This is a genomic window from Campylobacter ureolyticus (assembly GCF_013372225.1).
GTDB classification, from domain to species: domain Bacteria; phylum Campylobacterota; class Campylobacteria; order Campylobacterales; family Campylobacteraceae; genus Campylobacter_B; species Campylobacter_B ureolyticus.
The window spans coordinates 899,417-920,459 of sequence record NZ_CP053832.1; the positions used below are offsets into that span (position 1 = coordinate 899,417).

Annotated in this window: 16 protein-coding genes; 9 read left to right on the plus strand and 7 right to left on the minus strand. The window is 27.5% G+C overall.

The genetic code is table 11. The features are described 5' to 3' along the window. Position 1: 1 nt before the first annotated feature. From CURT_RS04590 to CURT_RS04600, 3 genes are read right to left on the minus strand one after another with little or no spacing between them, the layout of a single operon-like run. On the minus strand, positions 2 to 1,666 hold the full coding sequence (locus tag CURT_RS04590; protein ID WP_018713069.1) for a mechanosensitive ion channel family protein: 1,665 nt from the start codon (positions 1,664 to 1,666) through the stop codon (positions 2 to 4). Continuing rightward, positions 1,663 to 2,685 (minus strand): 3-dehydroquinate synthase, encoded by a 1,023-nt coding sequence (gene aroB / locus CURT_RS04595; protein ID WP_018713070.1) that lies wholly within the window; start codon positions 2,683 to 2,685, stop codon positions 1,663 to 1,665. Before aroB ends, CURT_RS04590 begins: the two co-directional genes overlap by 4 nt. Positions 2,686 to 2,696: 11 nt before the next feature. Further along, positions 2,697 to 4,112 carry a hypothetical protein gene (locus CURT_RS04600; RefSeq protein ID WP_018713071.1) on the minus strand — a complete coding sequence of 472 codons (1,416 nt, stop codon included), beginning with the start codon at positions 4,110 to 4,112 and terminating at the stop codon, positions 2,697 to 2,699. Between the two features lie 36 nt (positions 4,113 to 4,148). Here CURT_RS04600 and tgt point away from each other — a divergent pair, with 36 nt between their 5' ends. Further along, entirely contained in the window at positions 4,149 to 5,267 is a 1,119-nt protein-coding gene (gene tgt / locus CURT_RS04605) for a tRNA guanosine(34) transglycosylase Tgt (protein ID WP_018713072.1), read from the plus strand. Positions 5,268 to 5,381: 114 nt separating this feature from the next. Here tgt and CURT_RS04610 read toward each other — a convergent pair whose 3' ends face one another. Beyond that, positions 5,382 to 7,967 (minus strand): hypothetical protein, encoded by a 2,586-nt coding sequence (locus CURT_RS04610; protein ID WP_018713073.1) that lies wholly within the window; start codon positions 7,965 to 7,967, stop codon positions 5,382 to 5,384. Between the two features lie 212 nt (positions 7,968 to 8,179). On the opposite strand from CURT_RS04610, the gene groES reads away from it, so the two are divergent. The 3 genes from groES to CURT_RS04625 are packed head-to-tail and all read left to right on the plus strand — an operon-like array spanning position 8,180 to position 10,851. Continuing rightward, positions 8,180 to 8,449 (plus strand): co-chaperone GroES, encoded by a 270-nt coding sequence (gene groES, locus CURT_RS04615; protein WP_016646985.1) that lies wholly within the window; start codon positions 8,180 to 8,182, stop codon positions 8,447 to 8,449. Between the two features lie 14 nt (positions 8,450 to 8,463). Continuing rightward, a complete protein-coding gene (gene groL / locus CURT_RS04620) occupies positions 8,464 to 10,104 on the plus strand; it encodes a chaperonin GroEL (RefSeq protein WP_018713074.1) in 1,641 nt (546 codons plus the stop codon). A gap of 39 nt (positions 10,105 to 10,143) precedes the next feature. Then, positions 10,144 to 10,851 carry a metallophosphoesterase family protein gene (locus CURT_RS04625; protein WP_244848435.1) on the plus strand — a complete coding sequence of 236 codons (708 nt, stop codon included), beginning with the start codon at positions 10,144 to 10,146 and terminating at the stop codon, positions 10,849 to 10,851. Positions 10,852 to 10,934: 83 nt separating this feature from the next. Here CURT_RS04625 and hcp read toward each other — a convergent pair whose 3' ends face one another. Next, positions 10,935 to 12,263 (minus strand): hydroxylamine reductase, encoded by a 1,329-nt coding sequence (gene hcp / locus CURT_RS04630; protein WP_018713076.1) that lies wholly within the window; start codon positions 12,261 to 12,263, stop codon positions 10,935 to 10,937. Positions 12,264 to 12,404: 141 nt separating this feature from the next. On the opposite strand from hcp, the gene CURT_RS04635 reads away from it, so the two are divergent. Then, entirely contained in the window at positions 12,405 to 12,887 is a 483-nt protein-coding gene (locus CURT_RS04635) for a hypothetical protein (protein ID WP_018713077.1), read from the plus strand. A gap of 71 nt (positions 12,888 to 12,958) precedes the next feature. Beyond that, a complete protein-coding gene (locus CURT_RS04640; protein WP_018713078.1) occupies positions 12,959 to 13,246 on the plus strand; it encodes a DUF3298 domain-containing protein in 288 nt (95 codons plus the stop codon). A gap of 120 nt (positions 13,247 to 13,366) precedes the next feature. Here the strand turns inward: CURT_RS04640 and CURT_RS04645 are convergent, their stop codons facing one another. Together CURT_RS04645 and CURT_RS04650 are read right to left on the minus strand one after the other, a co-directional pair. Continuing rightward, positions 13,367 to 14,434 (minus strand): tyrosine-type recombinase/integrase, encoded by a 1,068-nt coding sequence (locus CURT_RS04645; protein ID WP_018713079.1) that lies wholly within the window; start codon positions 14,432 to 14,434, stop codon positions 13,367 to 13,369. A gap of 45 nt (positions 14,435 to 14,479) precedes the next feature. Next, complete coding sequence (locus CURT_RS04650) at positions 14,480 to 17,035, minus strand: YhdP family protein (RefSeq protein WP_018713080.1); 2,556 nt, start codon at positions 17,033 to 17,035, stop codon at positions 14,480 to 14,482. Between CURT_RS04650 and mltG the strand changes: the two genes are divergently transcribed. The 3 genes from mltG (at position 16,986) to CURT_RS04665 (ending at position 21,043) form a co-directional block, all read left to right on the plus strand. Then, positions 16,986 to 17,945 (plus strand): endolytic transglycosylase MltG, encoded by a 960-nt coding sequence (mltG, locus tag CURT_RS04655; RefSeq protein ID WP_018713081.1) that lies wholly within the window; start codon positions 16,986 to 16,988, stop codon positions 17,943 to 17,945. The two genes, CURT_RS04650 and mltG, sit on opposite strands and share 50 nt — an antisense overlap. A gap of 88 nt (positions 17,946 to 18,033) precedes the next feature. Continuing rightward, positions 18,034 to 20,193, plus strand: a complete 2,160-nt coding sequence (locus CURT_RS04660) for an NADP-dependent isocitrate dehydrogenase (protein ID WP_018713082.1) — start codon at positions 18,034 to 18,036, stop codon at positions 20,191 to 20,193. A 4-nt stretch (positions 20,194 to 20,197) separates the two neighbouring features. Further along, the gene (locus CURT_RS04665) at positions 20,198 to 21,043 is read left to right on the plus strand and encodes a lactate/malate family dehydrogenase (RefSeq protein ID WP_018713083.1); all 846 of its coding nucleotides are present in this window, start codon (positions 20,198 to 20,200) and stop codon (positions 21,041 to 21,043) included.

Below are 21,043 nucleotides of genomic sequence, written 5' to 3' on the forward strand. Positions count from 1 at the left end.
ATTATCCTTTGTTATTAAGCTCTTTATTTTTAAGTTCTTCATTTAAAGCTTTTTTTATCATCTCTTTTTTACTTTCTAAAAGATCTTCTTTTCTAAAAAGTAATGTTTGAGTTGGGTATGCTATTTTAATATCGTCTTCTTTTTCGAAAGCTTCTAAAATTTCACCAGAAATTGTGCTTCTAAGTCCCAAAGTAGCGTAAGAATCGGTCATATACCAAATGCTTATTAAAATACCATATGGTTCAAAAAAATGAAATATTCTTGGTTCAACACTTGGACTTTTTATACTATATTGAGTTCTTAATTTATTCATCTGTTTTTTTGCTATATCTGTATAGCCTTTTGAGTATTGTCTAGCTATATTTTTAACTATGTAAGTTGCTTTTTTATAATTACTATCAAAAGTAAGAAGTATATCAATGCCATCCCAAACTGTTTTCATACCACTGTGAGTGTAGTTTGAGATGAGTTCAGTAAAAATATAATTATTTGGTACAAAAATAATTCTTCCAGCTCTTCTAGTTTCTCTTGTAGTCATTGTAACATCTTCATAAATTGTCATTCTAAGAAGTGAAATATCTATAATATCTCCAACATAAATTTCACCATTTGCCTTTCTTGCTTTTATCCTATCACCAACTCTAAAAGTTCCACCTATCATTATAACGCCCCAGCCAAGCATGCTCATAAACATATCTTTCATAGCAATCGCAAGACCAGCTGATGCAAAACCTAAAACTGTTACTAAGTAAGAAACATTGTCAATATATGCAAAAATTAAAATTAAAATAATTAGTGTAAAATTTAAAAAATTTATAAATTTATTTGCCATATATGATCGTTCGTTATCTTTTATTGATTTTTTAACTATAAATTTAAATATAAAAGATAAAAGAAGTATAAAAATAATCCAACCTGCAATACTAAAAGCTCTTTTAAGTTGAATTTTAATATCAGATCTTACTAAATTTATTCTATCATCAATCCTTTTTCCATAAACATCATATGTTGTTTTTCCAAGACTTTTTGCTGATTTAAACTCAGTTATTGTAAAATTTAATTCACTTAAACTTTTAGTTGTATTTTCATCATTTGGAATATATGAATTTATTGTCATTAAAATATCATTTTTTTCTTTTAGTTTCTCTACTAAAGTTATAATTTGATTAAGTTTAGATTTATACTCGTCTTTTTCTGAGTTTAACTGTTTTATATATGAAAGTCCTGATAATATGGCAAAAGGAGTTGATATTTTTTTGTACTCAGGTATATCTTTTGTTTCAAGAAGCCTAGAAAAAGGCATGCTTTCAAATTCGCTTAATAATAAAATTTGCTCATCATAAATTTTAATATCATCAAGTATAGTTTCTCGTTTATCTTTATTTTTTATATTTTTAAGCTGTTTTTCAAGCTCATTTCTCTCTTTTATTAGTTTTTGATAACTTAGATGATTTTGATACTGAGTAAGCCAAATATTATCTTTTATAGTTTCATTGATATTTTTTAAATCGTTTTGCAAATTTTCAATGATATTTTTAGTAATATTGGCTTCTTTTGTTTGAGTCAAGTCTAAATTTGTCAAATTTTGATCCAGGCTATTTTCAGTTTTATTCACATCGGCAAAAATAGCTACAAAACTTATGAATAATAAAAATAAAACTCTCATTTAAACTCTTTTAAAACTTCTAAAACAATATCTTTTTTTATATCGTCTTTTATAATAAAATTTCCGATACTTTTTGGAAATATAAATTTTATCTTTCCAAGATTAGTCTTTTTATCTAAGAAAAATAAATTATAAAAAAGATTTTCATCTTCTATTTTATAACTAATAGGAAGGTTAAATTTCATCAAAGTTTTTTTAATCAAATTTAACTCATCTATGCTAATTAAACCAAGTTTATAGGCTAAATGATTTGCCATATTCATACCAATTGCCACAGCTTCACCATGAAGATATTTTTTATAATTTGTTTCGTTTTCTATAGCGTGAGCAAATGTGTGACCATAATTTAAAACTGCTCTTATGCCACTTTCTTTTTCATCAAGGCTTACAACTTTTGCTTTTATTTCGTTACATTTTTTAATTATGTAGCTTAAGTCTAGCTCATCTTTTGTAAAATAATCAAATAAATTTTTATCAAATGTAATAGCCATTTTTATAGCTTCACTAATTCCAGCATTAAATTCCTTTTTTGGAAGTGTTGATAAATATCTTTCTTCGCAATAAACTGCAATCGGCTGATGAAATGAACCGATTAAATTCTTACCAAATTTATTATTTATACCTGTTTTTCCACCAACGCTTGCATCAATTTGGGCTAAAAGTGTAGTTGGGATATTTATAAAATTTATTCCTCTTTCATAAATACTTGCTGCAAAACCAGTTATATCACTTACTACACCTCCACCAAATGATATAAGTGTGCTTTTTCTATCAAGTTTTGCTATAAAGAGTTGTTCTAAAATATCATTTAAAGTTTTAAAATTTTTATATTCTTCACCATCAGGAATTGAAATTATATGCAAGTTGTCGCATTTTATCTTTGGAAGCAGATCTTTTAGCCAAAGCCCAGCAACTGTTTGATTTGTAATGATTGCTACTTTGCCTTTTAAATTTATTTCATCTAGTTCATTTATAAAAATTTTATAACTTTTTTCTTTTAAATCTATATTGATTGCCACTTTTTTACCTTTTAAATTTCATAAAAATCCGGGATGAAAAGCTGATAATTTTGACTTATTGCAAAATATAATTCATCTAAATCCTTACTAAAAACAGAGGTTGGTTTCCTATGTAAAACTTTATCATTAAATGGGACAAAATGCAAGAAATTTTCTTCATTTTTTAATTTTAAAAATGGATTTTGCGCATCATCTTCTATTATAAAAAGTTCTTTTTTAAAAAGTTCTGCTAGGTCTTTATATCTAGCTATTAACTCTTGATTTTTTTCTTGTGCATAATAGTGCAAATAAACATCAAGTCCAAGTTGTCCACAAAGATCAAAAACAACACTTGCTTCACTTGCATTGCTTTTATCGCTCATTAAAACAACACCTTTTTTAAGATCTTTCACGTCCCCTTTTCCAAGTGTTAAAACAGGAACTTTTAGCTCATACAAGCTTTTTTTATGTTTTTCGAAAAATGCATTATCTGAAATAACCATACCAACTTTATGTTTTACAATATCACTTTTCATAACTTCTGGACTATTTTTTGAATACTCTATTAAAATTTCACAACTTTCATCATCATCAAGTTTTTTTATCTCTTCAAACATTTTCGTTAAAGTAGGGTTTATAACCCTTATATAAAGTTTGTGATTTGTGACAGATTCGTTTAGATATTTTACATTTTTAATTATTTTTTCAAAATCATCTTGGCATAAGTTTATCATATCTACTATCAAGTAGAAATTTATTCCAAAAGGAGATGGAAACTGACCTTTTGACTCTTTTATGGCTTTGTAAACATCTTGCAATACATTTGGCTCACCTACAACAAGTAGCGTGTCATTTGGAAAAATCATAGTACCAAATTGCGCTGTAATAGCTTTATTATGTCTATAAATCATCGGTATTTTAAACTCTTTTTGAGTGCTAAAAAGTCCAATTTTTTTATACGAAAAAGAGCTTCCTATTGGAACTTTAACTTCCATTATTTCGCCTTTTCCAAGTCCTATACTATCAGCTAAAATAGGGTGATCTGGAAGATAGCCAATAAGTCTTGAAGTAAGAATTGATAAAGCATCTATTATTTTAGTGTGATTATCATCATCTATTTCGTCTAAAAGCCCCCATTTATCTAAAAGATAAATTTCTTTATTCTTATCTATTTTTCTTAAATTCTGATATACACTAAAAGTATCAATTTTTTCATCCATTATAACCATAAAAATATCAAATTTTTCATGTATGCCAAGTCTTAATTTTTCAAAGCTTGTTGGATCAAATCTTTGAATTGTTATATTTTCGCCTTTTAGCTTTTGGCTTATTGTAATGTCTTTATAGCTTATTATTGTATATTTGTGCTTTAATGTTTTAAGCTCTATTATAGTTTCTAAGAAATATTTAGCTAAAATGCCATCAGCAATGATTAAAATATTTTTCATTCTTTACTCCAAAATTTAAAAGGATATTATAGCAAAATGGAATTTAATATAGATAAAATAGACGGCAATGCTAGGGCTTGCACGATAAAAACAACTCATAGCACTATACAAACTCCTATTTTTATGCCAGTTGGCACTGTTGGAGCAGTAAAAAGCTTAGATGCATTTGATTTAATGCAAACTTTAGATGCTAAAATAATTTTAGCAAATACCTATCACATGTATCTTCGCCCAGGTTCAAAAATAGTAAAAAATTTTGGCGGACTTCATGGTTTTACTAAATTTAATAGAAGCTTTCTAACAGATAGTGGTGGATTTCAAGCTTTTAGTTTAAGTGATATTTCAAAACCAGATGAAAATGGGATCAAGTTTAGATCTCACATTGATGGAAGTAAGCACTATTTTACTCCTAAATCAGTTCTTGATATTCAATATGATTTAGGAAGTGATATTATGATGATTTTAGATGATTTAGTAGGACTTCCAGCAACTAAAAAAAGAGTTGATGAAAGCATTAAAAGGACTATTAAATGGGCAAAAGAGGCCATTGATTATCATAAATTAAACCAAAACAAAGGAATTGGTATAAATCAAAATCTTTTTGGAATCATTCAAGGAGGAACTGATTACGAAGCAAGAAAATTTTGTGCTCAAAAATTATGTGAAATGGAATTTGATGGACTTGCTATTGGCGGACTTAGCGTTGGAGAAAGCAATGAGGAGATGTATGATACGGTTGAAGGAGTAATGCCATTTGTTGATAAAAATAGACCAAGATATTTAATGGGAGTAGGAACGCCTGAGGATTTAGTAGAAAACATAGAAAGAGGCGTTGATATGTTTGATTGTGTTATGCCATCAAGGAATGCAAGAAATGGTACTTTATTTACCAGTTTTGGAAAAATTAATATAAAAGGTGCTAAATTTATAAATGACCATGAACCAGTTGATAAAACATGCAATTGTCATACTTGCAAAAATTATAGTCGTGCATATTTAAACCATCTTTATCGCTCAAAAGAACTTACTTTTTACCGTCTTGCCACGCTTCATAATTTACATTATTATTTAAATTTGGTAAAAGATGCTAGAGAAGCAATTTTAAAAGGAAAATTTAGCGAGTTTAAAAAAGAGTTTTATAGTTTAAGAAGTTAGATTTTTGCATCTAAAGAAATGACTTTGTAAGTTTTATAAATTCTTAAAATTCAAAAATAAAAAATTTAAAATTAGAGTTTTGAAAGGCAGAGTTTTTTCTCTGCCTTTTTTGTTTTAGAAAAAGCCTTTTAAAAGATTTTTAACACCATCTTTTAATGAGTCTTCTTCGCTATTTTCATCATTATCTAAAGAGCTATTATCATCTTTAACATTATTTTTTTTGCCACCCAAAAGCTTATCAAGCCCCTTATCTATAACTTTATCAAGTTTTTGTTCTAAATATTTTGAGCTAACATTTACTTTTGGATCTTTTGTAGTTCCTGTAACATCAGCAGAAATATCTGTTTTTTCAATATTCATTAAAACAGGAATATTTATTTTTGATGTTTTTGTATCAAGAGTTCCTTTTGTTACATTTAAATCCATTTTAGGAGCTTTCATTTGGGATTTAAACTCAATGAATCCTTGATTTATAACACCTTTTACATAAGAGTTATTAAAAATTTCTTTTGTTATATCTTTTTGGGTTGCTATGCTTATAGCTGTTGTTAACTTACTTGGAGTTAAACGACCCTCGTTTATGTCAACATTAAAATCTCCTTTTTGAGCTAATGTGTTGTAGTTAAATACCAAATCTCCAATTCCTTCATAAAATTCACCAAAATTAAGCATGTGAGTTAGTTTTGAGATTTTAAATTTATCAAAAGTTGCTTTTAAATTTTCATTTGTTAAATTTGCTTTAAAATTTCCATCAAAAAGATTAGAGTTTGCAGTTGCAACTAGATTTTTAGCATCTTTTTTGATTTCACCATTTAAACTAACACTTCCTATCATCTTTTTTCCGCTGATAAAAGCTAGTTTTGATAAGTCATTTACAAAAGCTTCATAATTTGCATTTAAAGAGTTTTTATTTATATCAAAACTTCCATTTAGCTTTTTTAAGTTTGCTAAGTCTGAGTTGATAACTGCGTTAAAATTTGCTATGGAATTTGCTATGTTTATATCAGAGTTTGCATTTAGTTTTATATTTTTTGGAAACTCTTTATTTAGCATTTTGCTTAGTTCTTTATCATTTAATATACTATTTGATAAATTTATATTAGCAGTTCCGTTTAAATTTTTTATATCAATACTTGAAAGGTTAATTTTAGCTTTTAAATCTCCACTTGCAAGAGGATTTTGACCGATTAGAGCAAATATATCATTTAGCTTTAAGTTATTAACATCAGCGTTTAAATTTGAACCGTTTGAACTGGCTTTGATTTCTCCACCTAAGGTATTAACATTTAAATTTAGACCTTTTAGGGCATTGTTTTTCATGTTAACATCACCACTAGCTTTTAAATTTCCTTTTAAAGTTTGCTTTGTAAATTCCTTTAATTTGCTTAAATCATCAACACTAGCCTTAAAATCAGCCTTTAAGTCTTTTTCCTTTAAATTATAAATAGCTTTTAAATTATCAATTTTAAATAAATTTGATGCTAAATTTGAAACTGAGTTTACAATTCCATTTTCTATTAAAGTTTTTGATGCAATTTCAAAATTATTATTTTGTGGAAAATCTAAATTAGCCATTTTTTTAAGCTCTACTGGATTTATTTTACCATCTATTACATTTAAAATTGCACTTCCTTGAATATTGTTAAAATCATAAACATCATTTATTTTTATTTCACCATTTATTAAGCCGCTTATAGCTTTTGGCATTGAGGCAACCCCCATTAATTCAGCGATTTTAATTGAGTTTATTTTTGCATCTAAAATTTTATCTTGTAAGTTTGCATTAACTTCTCCACCAAATCCAACTAAATTAAACTTTACAAACTCAGGCTTGTTATCAACAACTTTTGTAAAACCATCAACTTTTAAATTTCCATTAAGTTTTTGCTTTGTGAATGGTTCTAAATTTGCCAAATCCAAAATATCAAGGCTAAAATCACTTTCTAAATTTTTGTTATCTAGATTAAATTTAGTCTCTTTTGCTTCTATATTTGCTAATTTTGAGTTTAAATTTGAACTTGCTGTAATGATATTATCTTTTAAAGTAATATCTGAGTTTAGATATAGTGCGATATTGTTTGGAATTGTGATGTTTTTATCTTTTAAGCCATCTTTATTAATAGCTAAATCATTTGATGTGATATTTGCTTCACCAAAACCATTTTGTATATTTGCAACTGCGTTTATCTTTCCAGTTATAAAAGCTGGTTGGTTTGCTAATTTCATAGCTTTTTGTACATTTAGCCCTTTTGCATCCAAATCAACATCAAAAGGCTTAAGGTCTTTTAAAACAGCTAAAAATCTAACATCGCTATCAAGCATTTTGCCAACACCATTTGCGCTAAAATCTTTTATTTTTCCTCTAATTTTACCATTTAAGCCCATAGGTTCATCAAGCTTAATTTTAAAGCTATTTAAATTTTGAACATCAACACTGTAGTCTAGGTCAAAACTTTGTGAAAAAAGCGAATATTTACCTTTAACATCAGCACTTATTTCACCATTTACAATAGCACTTATATCAAGACTTTTAAAATTTAGATCAAATTTTGTAAGTTTTAAATCAAATCCTGATTTATCTTTTACAGTTTTTTCAATATAAGGCTTTACTAAGTTATTACCAAAACCTGTAAATAATAAGCCGTATAAAACAACTACGATAAGTATTAAAAAAATACCCAAATATTTGAGTAACTTCATACTTTACTCCTTTTTAAAATTAAATATTAAAAATTATATCTTATTTTGGTAAAGAATTAGTTAAGTTGTTTTTATATAAAAAGCTGAGTGTTAAAGACTAAAATATTATGATAAAAATATAGATAAGTATTGACATGTTTTAAAAAATTGATTATAATTTCATCACTTTAAAACTTAGAGTGCTAAAAAATATAACACAAGAAAGGAAAAAAATGAATTTTCAACCATTAGGAAAACGTGTTTTAGTTAAACGCGAAGAGGAGACAAAAACAACTGCTACAGGTATTATTATACCAGATAATGCAAGCAAAGAAAAGCCATCAAGTGGCGAAGTAATCGCTGTTGGATGCGATGAAGAGTGTAAAGCTATAAAAGTTGGTGATAAAGTTGTTTTTTCTAAATATTCAGGAAGCGAAATTGCTCTTAATGATGAAAAATATTTAGTTTTAAATTTAGAAGATGTTCTTGGAATAATTAAATAGATAAAGGATAAATAATGGCAAAAGATATAATTTACTCAGATGACGCAAGAAATAAACTTTATGAAGGTGTAAAAAAATTAAATGACGCTGTTAAAGTTACAATGGGACCAAGAGGAAGAAATGTTTTAATTCAAAAATCTTTTGGTGCTCCAGCTATTACAAAAGATGGCGTAAGTGTTGCAAAAGAAGTTGAATTAAGCGATACATTGGAAAATATGGGTGCAAGCTTAGTTAAAGAAGTTGCAAACAAAACAAATGATGAAGCAGGTGATGGTACAACAACAGCTACTGTTTTAGCCCATGCAATCTTTAAAGAAGGTTTAAGAAACATAACAGCTGGTGCTAATCCAATTGAAGTAAAAAGAGGAATGGATAAAGAAGCTAATGCTATTATAGATGAGCTTAAAAAAATCTCAATACCTGTAAAAGGCAAAAAAGAAATTACTCAAGTTGCGACTATTTCAGCAAATTCAGATGAAAAAATCGGAAATTTAATAGCTGATGCGATGGAAAAAGTTGGAAAAGATGGTGTTATAACCGTTGAAGAGGCAAAATCAATAGATGATGAACTAAGCGTAGTTGAGGGAATGCAATTTGATAGAGGATACTTAAGTCCTTATTTTGTTACAAATGCTGAAAAAATGACAGTTGAGTTAAGTAGTCCTTATATTTTATTATTTGATAAGAAAATTACAAATTTAAAAGATTTATTACCAGTTCTTGAAAAAGTTCAACAAAGTGGAAAACCTCTTTTAATTATTGCTGAGGATATTGAAGGTGAAGCTTTAGCTACTTTGGTTGTTAATAAACTAAGAGGTGTGTTAAATATATCAGCTGTTAAAGCTCCTGGATTTGGTGATAGAAGAAAAGCAATGCTTGAAGATATTGCTATTTTAACAGGTGGAAATGTAGTAAGTGAAGAACTTGGAAGAACACTTGATAGTGTAACTTTAGAAGATTTAGGTGAAGCAGAAAGCATAAATATAGATAAAGATAACACAACTATTGTAAATGGAAAAGGTGATAAAGCTGCAATTGATGCAAGAATCGCTCAAATAAAAGCACAAATAATAGAAACAACAAGCGATTATGATAAAGAAAAGCTTGAAGAAAGGCTTGCTAAATTAAGTGGTGGTGTAGCTGTTATAAAAGTAGGTGCTGCAACTGAAACTGAAATGAAAGAGAAAAAAGATAGGGTTGATGATGCACTAAATGCTACAAAAGCTGCTGCTGAAGAAGGTATAGTAATAGGCGGTGGAGCAGCACTTGTTTGTGCAAGTAAAAAAGTAAATTTAAATCTTTGTGGTGATGAAAAAATCGGAGCTGATATAGTAAGAAGAGCTTTAGTAGCTCCACTTAGACAAATAGCTTCAAATGCTGGATTTGATGCTGGTGTGGTATCACATGAGATTATGAATTCAAAAGACGATGAATCAGGCTTTGATGCAGTTAGCGGAAAATATGTAAATATGTTCGAAGAAGGAATTATTGATCCTGTTAAGGTATCAAGAGTTGCACTTCAAAATGCAGTAAGTGTTGCAAGTATGCTTCTAACAACAGAGGCTACAATTAGTGATATAAAAGAAGATAAACCAGCAATGCCAGATATGAGCGGCATGGGTGGTGGAATGGGAGGAATGGGTGGAATGATGTAGTTTTAACTACTATCAACCAACCTATTTTTCTTATTTGGTGTGAGAGTTTTACTCTTGCACCGCTCTTCTTTTATTTTTGATGGTTTTATTTTGATTTATTTTACTTCTGATTTACATTTTGGGCATAAAAATATATTAAAGTATTGTCCAAATTTTAGGAATTTTCAAAGCGTTGATGAGATGGATGAGTATCTCGTATATTTATGGAATAAAACTGTAACGCCTGATGATGAAATTTATAATTTAGGTGATTTTTCATTTTACAATAGTGTTGAAAAAATAAAGCAAATTTTAACAAGACTCAATGGCAAACACAGTTTAATCCTTGGAAATCACGATAATTTAATAAATGAAAATAAAGACTTATTTAAAAACAGATATAAAAATGATGGAAATTTGCTTTTAGAAGAAATTTTAAATTATAAAAAATTAAGCATTAAAATTAATGATATTAAAGAAAATTTTATTTTATTTCATTATCCAATTTTAGAATGGGATAAAAAAGATCATGGAAGTGTTTTGCTTTATGGGCATTTACATAATAATTTGGCAAGCATAAAGGGTAGGGCATTAAATGTTGGATATGATTTACACGGCAAAATTTTAAGTGTTTATGATGTAATTGAGTTTGTAAAAGATATAAAAAATTTAGAAAATTATCACTTATCAGAAATATTTTTAGAAAATCAAAATTTAGATGATAGAAAAAATTTAATTAAAACAATTATAAAAAAGATAAATAAGTAAAACAAAATTACAAATTCACAAAGATATAATGCGTATAAATTTACGCATTATATTATGTATTATTCTAAATTTAAGCTATACTGTTAGTTTTTCAAAAATTTAACTAGGTCTGCTTTGGCATCACCACTTATTAAAGATAGATTGAAATTTTTCACCAAAAAATCAAGTATTTCGTCATTTATAAACTCAGGTAAACTTGGTCCTATATGGATATTTTTAATGCCTAAATACAATAACGCAATTAAAATAATAACTGCTTTTTGTTCCATCCACATCAAAACTATGGAAATTGGAAGATCGTTTATAGCTATTCCTGTCGCCTCGCTTAGTGTTGTTGCGATTTTAACGGCACCGTTGCTGTCGTTGCACTGCCCTAAATCAATATATCTTGGAATTTTTGTGCCTTCTATTAAGCCAAAATCAACATCATTAAATCTAAATTTGCCACAACTTGATGTTAAAATTACGCAGTCTTTTGGCAGACTTAGAGCCAAATCTCTATAGTAATTTCTATCATTTCCAGGTGCATCACATCCTGCAATTACAAAAAATCTTCTAATCTTACCAGAAGTTACAGCTTTTAAAATTTCATCGGACATATTTAAAATGCTCTTATAATGCCCACCAGTTACCAAAGTAGCATCGCTTTGAAAGCCACTTATATCATCACATTCTAAAGCTTTATTAATTAGTGGTGTAAAATCATCATTTTCAATATGCCTAATTCCATCTGTTCCAGCGATACTATAACCAAAAAGTCTATCTTTATACTCGCAACTTTTTCTAAGTGGAACTATGCAATTTGTTGTCATCAAAATCGCACCTTTAAACTCATTAAAAAGTTTTGTTTGATCAAACCACGCCTTGCCAATATTCCCCTTTAAATGTGGATATTTTTTAAGTTCTGGATAAGCGTGAGCTGGCAGCATTTCAGAGTGGGTGTAGATATTTATACCTTTATTTTTAGTAGCATCAAGCAATTTTTTTAAGGCAAAAAGGTTGTGTCCGCTTACTAAAATAGCTTTTCCACAAGCTTTGTTTTGTGTGATTTTAACAGGTGATGGAATGCCAAAAGCATTGGTATGAGCTTGACTTAATATATCCATTATTTTAACTCCTGCCTCACCAACTTTTAAAAGTTGTTTGATATGCTCATCAAAATTAAAATTTGAATTTGTCAAGGTAAAATAAAGCGTATCGGCTATGACTTTATCAACTTCGCTTGTATTTGCACCAAGTTCGTTTGCGTGGTGACGATACGCACTCATTCCTTTTAATCCAAAAATCATCATATCTTGTAAATTTGCTAATGTGCTATTTTTACCACAGGTACCTTTGCTTTGACCTTTTGAGCCACAGCCATTTGGAGCGCTCATTTCACATTGATGACAAAACATTTCTAAACCGCTCATCTTTTCTCCTTCTAAATAAAATTAAACAATAATATAGTAAAATTTTTGTTAAGTCATTGACTGAAATCAAAAATTTAGTTACAAATAATTTATTTTTTAAAAAGGAGAATTTATGAGAGCTTTTATATATGGCTGTTTTGTTTGGTTGCGATTTTATTTAGTTTGGAGATAAAAGATGAAGTGAGTTTTGTTTATAAAAATGATAAAGTTCAAATTTATCTAAATTTAGATAAAAATTCTACAAAAGGTCATATTTTCTACGATAATAAAGAGCATTTTTTTAATGCTGAAAATTTTAAGGGCTCGGAAGTAAATTTGATATATTACGATGATGAAAAAGTAAATATAAATTTTGTTTATAATGGATTGATTTTTGAAAAAAGAGGCGTTTTACAATCTTTAAAATTATATAAAAAGTTTAATTTTTTAGCCTTAAATTCCATTTTTGACAATGGTAGTAATGTAAAATTTAAATACGGCAAAAATTTATTATTTCAATGTGATAAAAAAACTATTGAAAATGAGTTAAAAAGCAGTTATAAAAAAGAACTTGATTATTTTTTAAATGAATTTGGTAGCGATTTATCAGATGATTTTCCTTTTACCTATGAAATATTATACTAATGATAATTTTAGTGTTTTTAAAAACTTTTTTATATTTATAGTGGTTGCTCATGGTATGTATTGGCTTAATTATGAGACATTTTGCAGAGGTAAAAAAAATCACGCTTAACGAAAATTTAGTAAAAAATAAAAAACTTAGACTTAAAATTTGGGATAAAGTTAAAGAAAACGCTTACATAGAAGAAAATAAATTTAAAATAACTGAAAATTTTAAGCTAAATCCTTATGGTATAACTTTTGTCTATGGATTTTATGAAATCGTTTCATACTCTTTTGGAAGCCTTGAGGCATTTTTTACATTTGGTGAGATAAGTGAGTTTTTAAAAGATAAGTTTAAATACACAAATTTATTTTTATAAATTTATATATTAAAACTTTAAATCTAGCTATAAAATTTGGGTTAAATTTTACTTAGTTTAACCCAAAACAGCTTTTATGCTTCATTTTAATTTCTGCCCAGCTTAAATTTTACTAAAATTTCATTCTATTTTAGATAAATCATCAGCTACTTTTGCAGCAAGTCTTAGTTTATCACTACTAAAATGTGTGTAAATTCTAGAAGTATTTAAACTAGCATGTCCTAAAGCCTCTTGGACTAAAACTAAATCTTTTTGTTTTTTGTAAAGCATAGTTGCAAAAGTATGGCGAAGCATATGAGCGCCATTTTTAGCTTTTCTAATCCCAGCTTTAAATAAAATTTGTTCCACGATACGACTGATATATGCCTGAGTTAGCGGTTTTCCTTTGCCATTTACAAACAAATATCCATCTTTATTTAGGTAATTTATTTTTAAGTTTATTAAGTGTTCTTCAATTAGATGTTTTTTTATCATGACAATTCTATATTTATTTCCTTTGCCTCGTATTCGTATCACATATAAATCCCCATCTTCACTAAAATCTTTTTCTTTTAAATTTATTGCTTCACTTACTCTAATTCCTGTAAAAATTATTATTTTTATAATTAATTTATTTCTATGATCATTTGCCTTAAAATCACTTTTTTCAATTGCCTCTAAAAACTCTTTAACTTCTTCTTCGCTCATATATTCAGGAAGTTTTTGCCCAGCACTTCCACTTACTCCACCCCAGTTTTTTAACTCAATTCCGTAGTTGTGAGAAGTCCCGTTTTCTTCATTTTGTTTGTCTAAATATGTAAAAAAATTAATTACTGCAATCCTATAATTTTTCTTAGTTGCATCACTAAGTCCGCCTGTAACGCTAGCTAAAATTTCGCTTAAAAACTCCTCATTTATCTCTTTTAAACTAGTAATTTCATAATATATTATAGCTTTAGCAACTTTTTTTAACGGGTTAAAATATGTATTTATTCCTGTGATTCCAGCATTTCTTGCTTCTTTTACAAGACCATCAAGCTCTTTAAAATTTTCAGCTCCTTTTATAAGGCGTAAATTTACGCTATTTAAAGCTTTTGGATCTTTTAATTCTTTATTTGAAAGAGAGCTTAATTTATATCTTACAAATTTACAAAGCCAAAAAATTAGTGAGTTTTCAACACTATCTTTATAATCAAGCTTGTATTTCAAATTTGGTCCTTTTAAAAAAATTTATATTGAAAATTATACCATTTTTTATTCAAATAAAGTAAAAGGAAGCTCGAGTGTATTTTTAATAATATTAAGTGGCGAAAGTAGAGCATCTTGTAAAACTTTATTTGAGTAAGTAGGACTATCAAGAGTTCCTCTTATCTTAACAACTGTTGAAATAGAACGATCTTTTCCAAGAATTATTTGATTTACTAAAGGAATGCTTGCAATAATTGAACTTGCATCTTTTAAGTATTTTACCTCAATATCTAAATCAATTTCTTTTGTTTTTAAATTTATTGTTCCAACTCCGCCTATATCGGCAGTTGAACCTTTAAAATCCATAGCTTGCACATAAATAATACTATCTTTTTTTACAAAAATAACTCTGCCTTTTTTTACATTAAAACCTTTGCTATTAAAATCTGGTGTTTTTAACTTTAACAGTGATGGAATGCTATCTAAAAAAGATAAAAGTCGCTGATATAAAACTAAATCTGTTAAATATGTATCATTCATTAAAATTTCACCTCTAAACTCATCAATGCTTTTTCCAAAAACTTTTATATTAAATTCCCCGCCTTCAAAGCTTTTTGATTTCAAAAAATTATTTAAACTTTGAGAACTTAGATTAAGACCAGTTGCAGATAAAATTTCAGGTGTTATTTGAAGAGTTAGATTTCCTTGTGGAACTAAATTTGCATCAAATTTTATATTTTTATTGTCCAAATTTCCTTTGAAGCTACTTAAATTTAAAGTTTTATTTATATCTTTTAAAATAATATCAGAATTTTTTCCGCTTATATTTATTTTTGGAAAGCTAGTTTGCGATGAAGCATTTTTGTCATATTTTAACTCAAAATCAAGCCCGTTTATATCTAAATACATATCTTTTTTGCTTTGTTTAAAGTTTAAATAACTTGTATTTGCATAAATTTCACCATTTTTATAATTGATATAAATTTCATCATTATCATATTTACTTCCATCTTTTTTGTATAAAGGTAGATCAAAAATAGTATCTTTTATATTTATTTTATAGTTTTTAAAATCTTTTGTATTTACTGCTAAATTGCCATTTTTAAAACCTAAATCAGTAAGGATTTTAGAATATTGAATCAAGTCTTTTAAGTTGCTAACTTCAATTTCATTTGTTTTGTCGAATTTAATTTTTGTATTTAGCTTTGGAATTTCAAGTAAAACTGTTGGTTTTGAAAAATCTAATTTTAAATCAGAATTAAAATTTTTTCTTTTAAAAATATCATTTATAAATACCTCTTCAAAATTTGCAGTAAGGTTAGCTTTTGAGACTTTTGTGTCAATTTTACCTTTTAAATTTGAAGCTTTAAAAAGCTCTTTATTAGAAATATTTGAAGCATTTAGGTCAATTTGAGAATTTTTTATTAAAACTTCTAAATTTTTTATATTAAATTTAGCCCCCGATATTAAAATATCACTGTTTTTTAAAACCGAATTTGCCAAAACATCAAGTTTGTGAGGATGAGCTTGAATATGAAGTAAAACTTCTGTTTTGCTATTGCCATTTTGCTGTAAAATTGGCAGATTAATATTATAAGCTTTTAATAAATTTAAAACTTCATTATCAACCAAACTATCTGTTTTTATATCAACTATAATTTTTGTTGTTCCATCCATTATGTTTAAAATATCAACTTTTGAGCCATTTAAATCTTTGTTTTGGTAAGCAGGCTCAAATAAATCAAAATATAGATTTCCATTTTCAAGTGCTATATCAGCGCTTTTTACAACAGCACTTGGAAGTTTATCATTAAATGTTACATTTAGATCATAAGCCTTTGCAAAACCATTCATTTTATTTAGTTTATAGTCCAAATTTATTATATCAATCATCCCATTTAGATATTTAATATCGTAATACTTCGCTATTACTTTTCCATAAATCCACTCTTTTAAATGTTGATCCATCCCAGTTTTAAAACCAAGCTCATCCATAAAATTTTTAATACTAGTTGCGGTTGCACTTTTTATTTCATATTTTAAAAGTCCATTTTTTATACTAAAATCAAGCTTTCCATTTATTTCATGTGTTAAAAAAAATCCATCAAAACTATATAGTTTATTTATTAAATTTATATATCCGCTTCCTGCTATAACCAAATCAAAATCTTTAAAAGAAAGCTCGCTTATTGCGATATCATAACTATTTTCTTTAGGTATTATTTTTGTATCTATTTTTAAAAATTCAGTATCAAAATAAAAAATATTGTCTTTAAAAAGTGCAGTTATATTGTTTTTTCCAATCTCAACATTTTCTAAATTAATCTCTTCAAAAAATCTATTTAAATATACAATATAACTAAAAATTTTATCTAAATCTAAAGCGCTAAACTCTTTTTTTTCATCGTTTGTGTTTAAATTTTTTTTAATTTTTAAGTTTTTTGCATTTATTATAAGCTTTTTATCAAATTTTATATATAATCTTTCGATATGTATATTATCGCGGTCGATATTTCCTATATTTATCCCGTTTTTTAATATGACAAAAAACACTGAAAGGATTATTGCTAAAATGACTACGATCGTTAGAGTAATTTTTGCTATTTTTGATATAATTTTCATCTTTATCCTTGCTATTTTGACAGATTTAACAGCCAAAACCTCCTTTAAAGGTGAAATTTTTATCCCAAAAGGAAGTGCTACCAAAATTATATCAAATCTATCACATCAAAATTTAAATGTAACTAAATTTGATCCTAAAATTTTAGAATTTATTGGAACTGTAAAAAGCGGATATTTAGACCTTGGAGATAAAAATTTAACCAAAATCGATCTTTTTTATAAGTTAACTACCGCAAAGCCTGTTATGAGTGATATCATAATAATACCAGGCGAAACAACTGTAGTTTTTTTAGAAGAAATCGCAAAAAAAGAAAATCTTGATTTTAATAAATTAGAACTTGAATATAATAAAACTACCCCGTTTTATGAGGGTTTTTTAATTCCTGAAACATATCATCTAGCAAAAGGTTATGATGAAAAAGAGTTAATTTCAGTTTTAGTTAAAAACTCACTTAAAATACACAAAAATTTAATTAATAATTATGAAAAAGAGCATTATAAAACCATAGAATCCGATGAATGGAAAAATATATTGGCAAAAGCTTCGGTTATACAAAAAGAAGCAGCAAATAAAGATGAGATGAAAATAGTTAGTTCAGTTATTGATAACCGCCTTGATAAAGGTATGAGGCTTCAAATGGACGGAACTCTTAATTATGGTAAATTTTCACATATAAAAATCACGCCTGATAGGATAAGAAATGATGAGAGTAAATTTAATACTTACTTGAATGACGGGCTTCCACCAATTGTTTGCATGGTTAGCATTGAAGCAATTGATGCAGCTATAAATCCGGTAAAAACTGAATATTTATATTTTATGCGTGATAAAAGAACTAATAAACATATTTTTACAAAAACACATAGCCAGCATTTAAAACAAGTTAATATACAAAGAAATCTAAAGTAATGTTTAAGATAAAATTTATTACAAATTTATTATTTTAACTTTATGATAAATTTGATAAAATGATAATAGAAATAAAAAAGGAGTAAGAATGAGTGATATTGTTTATACCTATACTGATGAAGCACCAGCTTTAGCAACTTTTTCACTATACCCAATAATTAAAAATTTTTTAAGTAAAGCAGGTGTTAGCATAGAAATGGTTGACATTTCTCTTGCAGGGCGAGTTCTAGCAGCTTTTAGCAATGAGTTAAATTTAAATATTAGTGATGATTTAAATTTTTTAGGAAAATTAACAGAAGATAAAAACGCAAATATTATAAAACTTCCAAATATTTCAGCCTCTATTCCACAACTTAATGCTTGTATAAAAGAGCTTCAAGAAAAAGGTTTTAATGTTCCAAATTTTGTAAATGAGCCAAAAAACGATGGAGAAAAAACTATAAAAGAAAAATATTTAAAAGTTTTAGGAAGCGCTGTAAATCCTGTTTTAAGACAAGGAAATAGCATAAGAACAGCTGCAAAAGCAGTAAAAAACTATGCTAAAACTCATCCGCATAATAATGGCATTTGGAATAAAAATGTAAAAACTGAAATTTTTTATATGGATAAAGGAGATTTTTACTCAAATGAAAAATCTACTGTATTTAAAAATAATACAACTTTAACCATTAAATTTACAGCCGATAACAAAAAAGAAAAAATTTTAAAAAATGATTTAAGAATTTCAAAAAATGAAGTAGTTGATGCAACTTTTATGAGTGCAAAAGAACTTGATAAATTTATTGAAAAAAGTTTAGATTATGCTCTACAAAACGATCTTTTATATTCAGTTCATTTAAAAGCTACAATGATGAAAGTAAGTGATCCAGTGATTTTTGGACATTTTGTAAAGGAGTTTTTTAAAGTAGTTTTTAATGAGTATGGATTTGAGTTTGAAAGACTTGGAATAAATGAAAACAACGGACTAAAAGATCTATTTGAAAAACTTGAAAACTCCAAACTAAAAGATGAAATTTTATCTAAATTTGATGAAATTTGTAAAACTAGACCAAATTTGGCAATGGTTGATAGCGATAAAGGAGTTACAAATTTACATATTCCAAGCGATGTTATAATTGATGCATCAATTCCTGCAATGTTGCGAAATAGCGGTAAAATGTGGGATAAAAATGGTGAGTTAAAAGAGTGCTTGGCTGTAATTCCTGATAAAACTTATGCTGTGGTTTATGAAAGCATGCTAAATGACTTAAAGAAAAATGGTTCACTTAATCCAAGCATTATAGGAAGTGTTACAAATGTTGGTTTAATGGCTAAAAAAGCTGAAGAGTATGGAAGTCATGATAAAACTTTTATTATAGAAGAAGATGGAAAAATAGAAGTTTTTGATGAAAACAAGAAATATTTTGAGTTTAAAGTTCAAAAAGGTGATATTTTTAGAATGACTTCGGTTAAAGATGAAGCGATAAAAAACTGGATAAAAATAGCACTTGATTTAGCAAAAGAAAAAGGTGTTGTGCCGATTTTTTGGCTTGATGAAAACAGAGCCCACGATAAAAATTTAATAAAAACCGTAAAGCATGAGCTTAAAAACGATGAAGTTTATGAAATTCTAGCCCCAAAAGATGCACTTTTGAAAACAAATGAGATTATTAGAAGTAGCAAAGATGCAGTAGCTGTAACTGGAAATGTTTTAAGGGATTATTTAACCGATTTATATCCGATCTTAGAACTTGGAACTAGTGCGAAAATGCTCTCAATCGTGCCTCTTTTAAACGGGGGTGGTATGTTTGAAACAGGAGCTGGTGGCTCAGCGCCAAAACACGCAGAGCAACTCATAAACGAAAATCACCTTAGATGGGATAGCTTAGGGGAATTTATGGCTTTGGCGCAGAGTTTAAAATATTTAGATAAACCAACAGCCAAAATACTTGGTGCTGCACTTGATGATGCAATTTGTAAATTTTTAGAAAATGATAAATCTCCAAAAAGAAAAGTAGGAGAGCCTGATACTAGAAATAGTCATTTTTATTTAGCTTTATATTTTGCAGATGAGCTTTTAAAAACTGATTTGAAAAAAGAATTTGAAAATTTAGCAAAAGAGTTAAAAGAAAATGAAAAAATAATAAATAATGAGCTTTTAAGAGTTCAAGGAAAATGTGTTGACTTAGGAGGATATTATAAATTTGACCCTAAAAAAGCTGAAGAAATTTTAAGACCAAGTAAAACTTTAAATAAAATAATAGGATAATTGTATGAAAGTAGGAATAATCGGAGCTGGGAATATCGGCTCAAATATAGCTTCTTTATTAATTTCTCAAGATTTAGCAAGTGAAATTTTGCTAATTGATATAAATGAAAAACTTGCCCTTGGCAAAATGCTTGATTTAAGTACTTTAAATGTGATTTTAGATAAAAATATCAAAATAAACTCTACACTTGATTATAGTAAATTAAAAGATTTTGATATCGTTGTTATAACAGCTGGAATTACTAGAAAAGAAGGACAAAGCAGGGAAGAGTTGGCTAAAATAAACGCCTCAATAGTAGGGGAAACTTCAAAAAAGATAGCCGAGTTTTCTCCAAATGCCATTATTATAATTGTTACAAATCCACTTGATTTAATGGTTTATGCATGTTATAAAAATAGCTGCTTTAATAAAAATAAAATCATAGGAATGGCAGGAGAGCTAGATAGTGCAAGAGCAAAATTAAATTTAGCAAAGCTTAAAAATATTTCTCCAATCAGTGCAAAAATAAATGTTTTTGGAATGCATAATGATGAGATGATAATTCAAACTAGCCAAGATTTGACAAAAGATGAATTTCAAACCATAAAAGATGAAACGATAAATGCTGGAGCAAATATAACAAAACTATTAGGCACATCTGCATATTATGCACCAGCAGCAGCTGTTGTTAAGATGGTCAAAGCTATTAAAAATGGAGGGAATATTATTGCCTCTGTTTTGGATGATAATGAGATAAGCTTTGGAAAAGAGATAAAACTCAGTAAAAAAGGTATTGAGAAAATAGTCGAAAATGAAGTTTATAAAAGTGTTGATACTTCAAATTTTATAAAATTAAAAAAGAATTTATAA

Excerpts from the sequence above, each read along its gene's own strand:
- hcp (WP_018713076.1), bottom strand. The coding sequence starts at position 12,263 with ATGAGCGGTTTAGAAATGTTTTGTCATCAATGTGAAATGAGCGCTCCA.
- tgt (WP_018713072.1), top strand. The coding sequence starts at position 4,149 with ATGGAATTTAATATAGATAAAATAGACGGCAATGCTAGGGCTTGCACG.
- CURT_RS04600 (WP_018713071.1), bottom strand. The coding sequence starts at position 4,112 with ATGAAAAATATTTTAATCATTGCTGATGGCATTTTAGCTAAATATTTC.
- CURT_RS04665 (WP_018713083.1), top strand. The coding sequence starts at position 20,198 with ATGAAAGTAGGAATAATCGGAGCTGGGAATATCGGCTCAAATATAGCT.
- CURT_RS04610 (WP_018713073.1), bottom strand. The coding sequence starts at position 7,967 with ATGAAGTTACTCAAATATTTGGGTATTTTTTTAATACTTATCGTAGTT.
- CURT_RS04650 (WP_018713080.1), bottom strand. The coding sequence starts at position 17,035 with ATGAAAATTATATCAAAAATAGCAAAAATTACTCTAACGATCGTAGTC.
- CURT_RS04640 (WP_018713078.1), top strand. The coding sequence starts at position 12,959 with ATGAGACATTTTGCAGAGGTAAAAAAAATCACGCTTAACGAAAATTTA.
- groL (WP_018713074.1), top strand. The coding sequence starts at position 8,464 with ATGGCAAAAGATATAATTTACTCAGATGACGCAAGAAATAAACTTTAT.
- mltG (WP_018713081.1), top strand. The coding sequence starts at position 16,986 with ATGACTACGATCGTTAGAGTAATTTTTGCTATTTTTGATATAATTTTC.
- CURT_RS04660 (WP_018713082.1), top strand. The coding sequence starts at position 18,034 with ATGAGTGATATTGTTTATACCTATACTGATGAAGCACCAGCTTTAGCA.
- CURT_RS04590 (WP_018713069.1), bottom strand. The coding sequence starts at position 1,666 with ATGAGAGTTTTATTTTTATTATTCATAAGTTTTGTAGCTATTTTTGCC.
- groES (WP_016646985.1), top strand. The coding sequence starts at position 8,180 with ATGAATTTTCAACCATTAGGAAAACGTGTTTTAGTTAAACGCGAAGAG.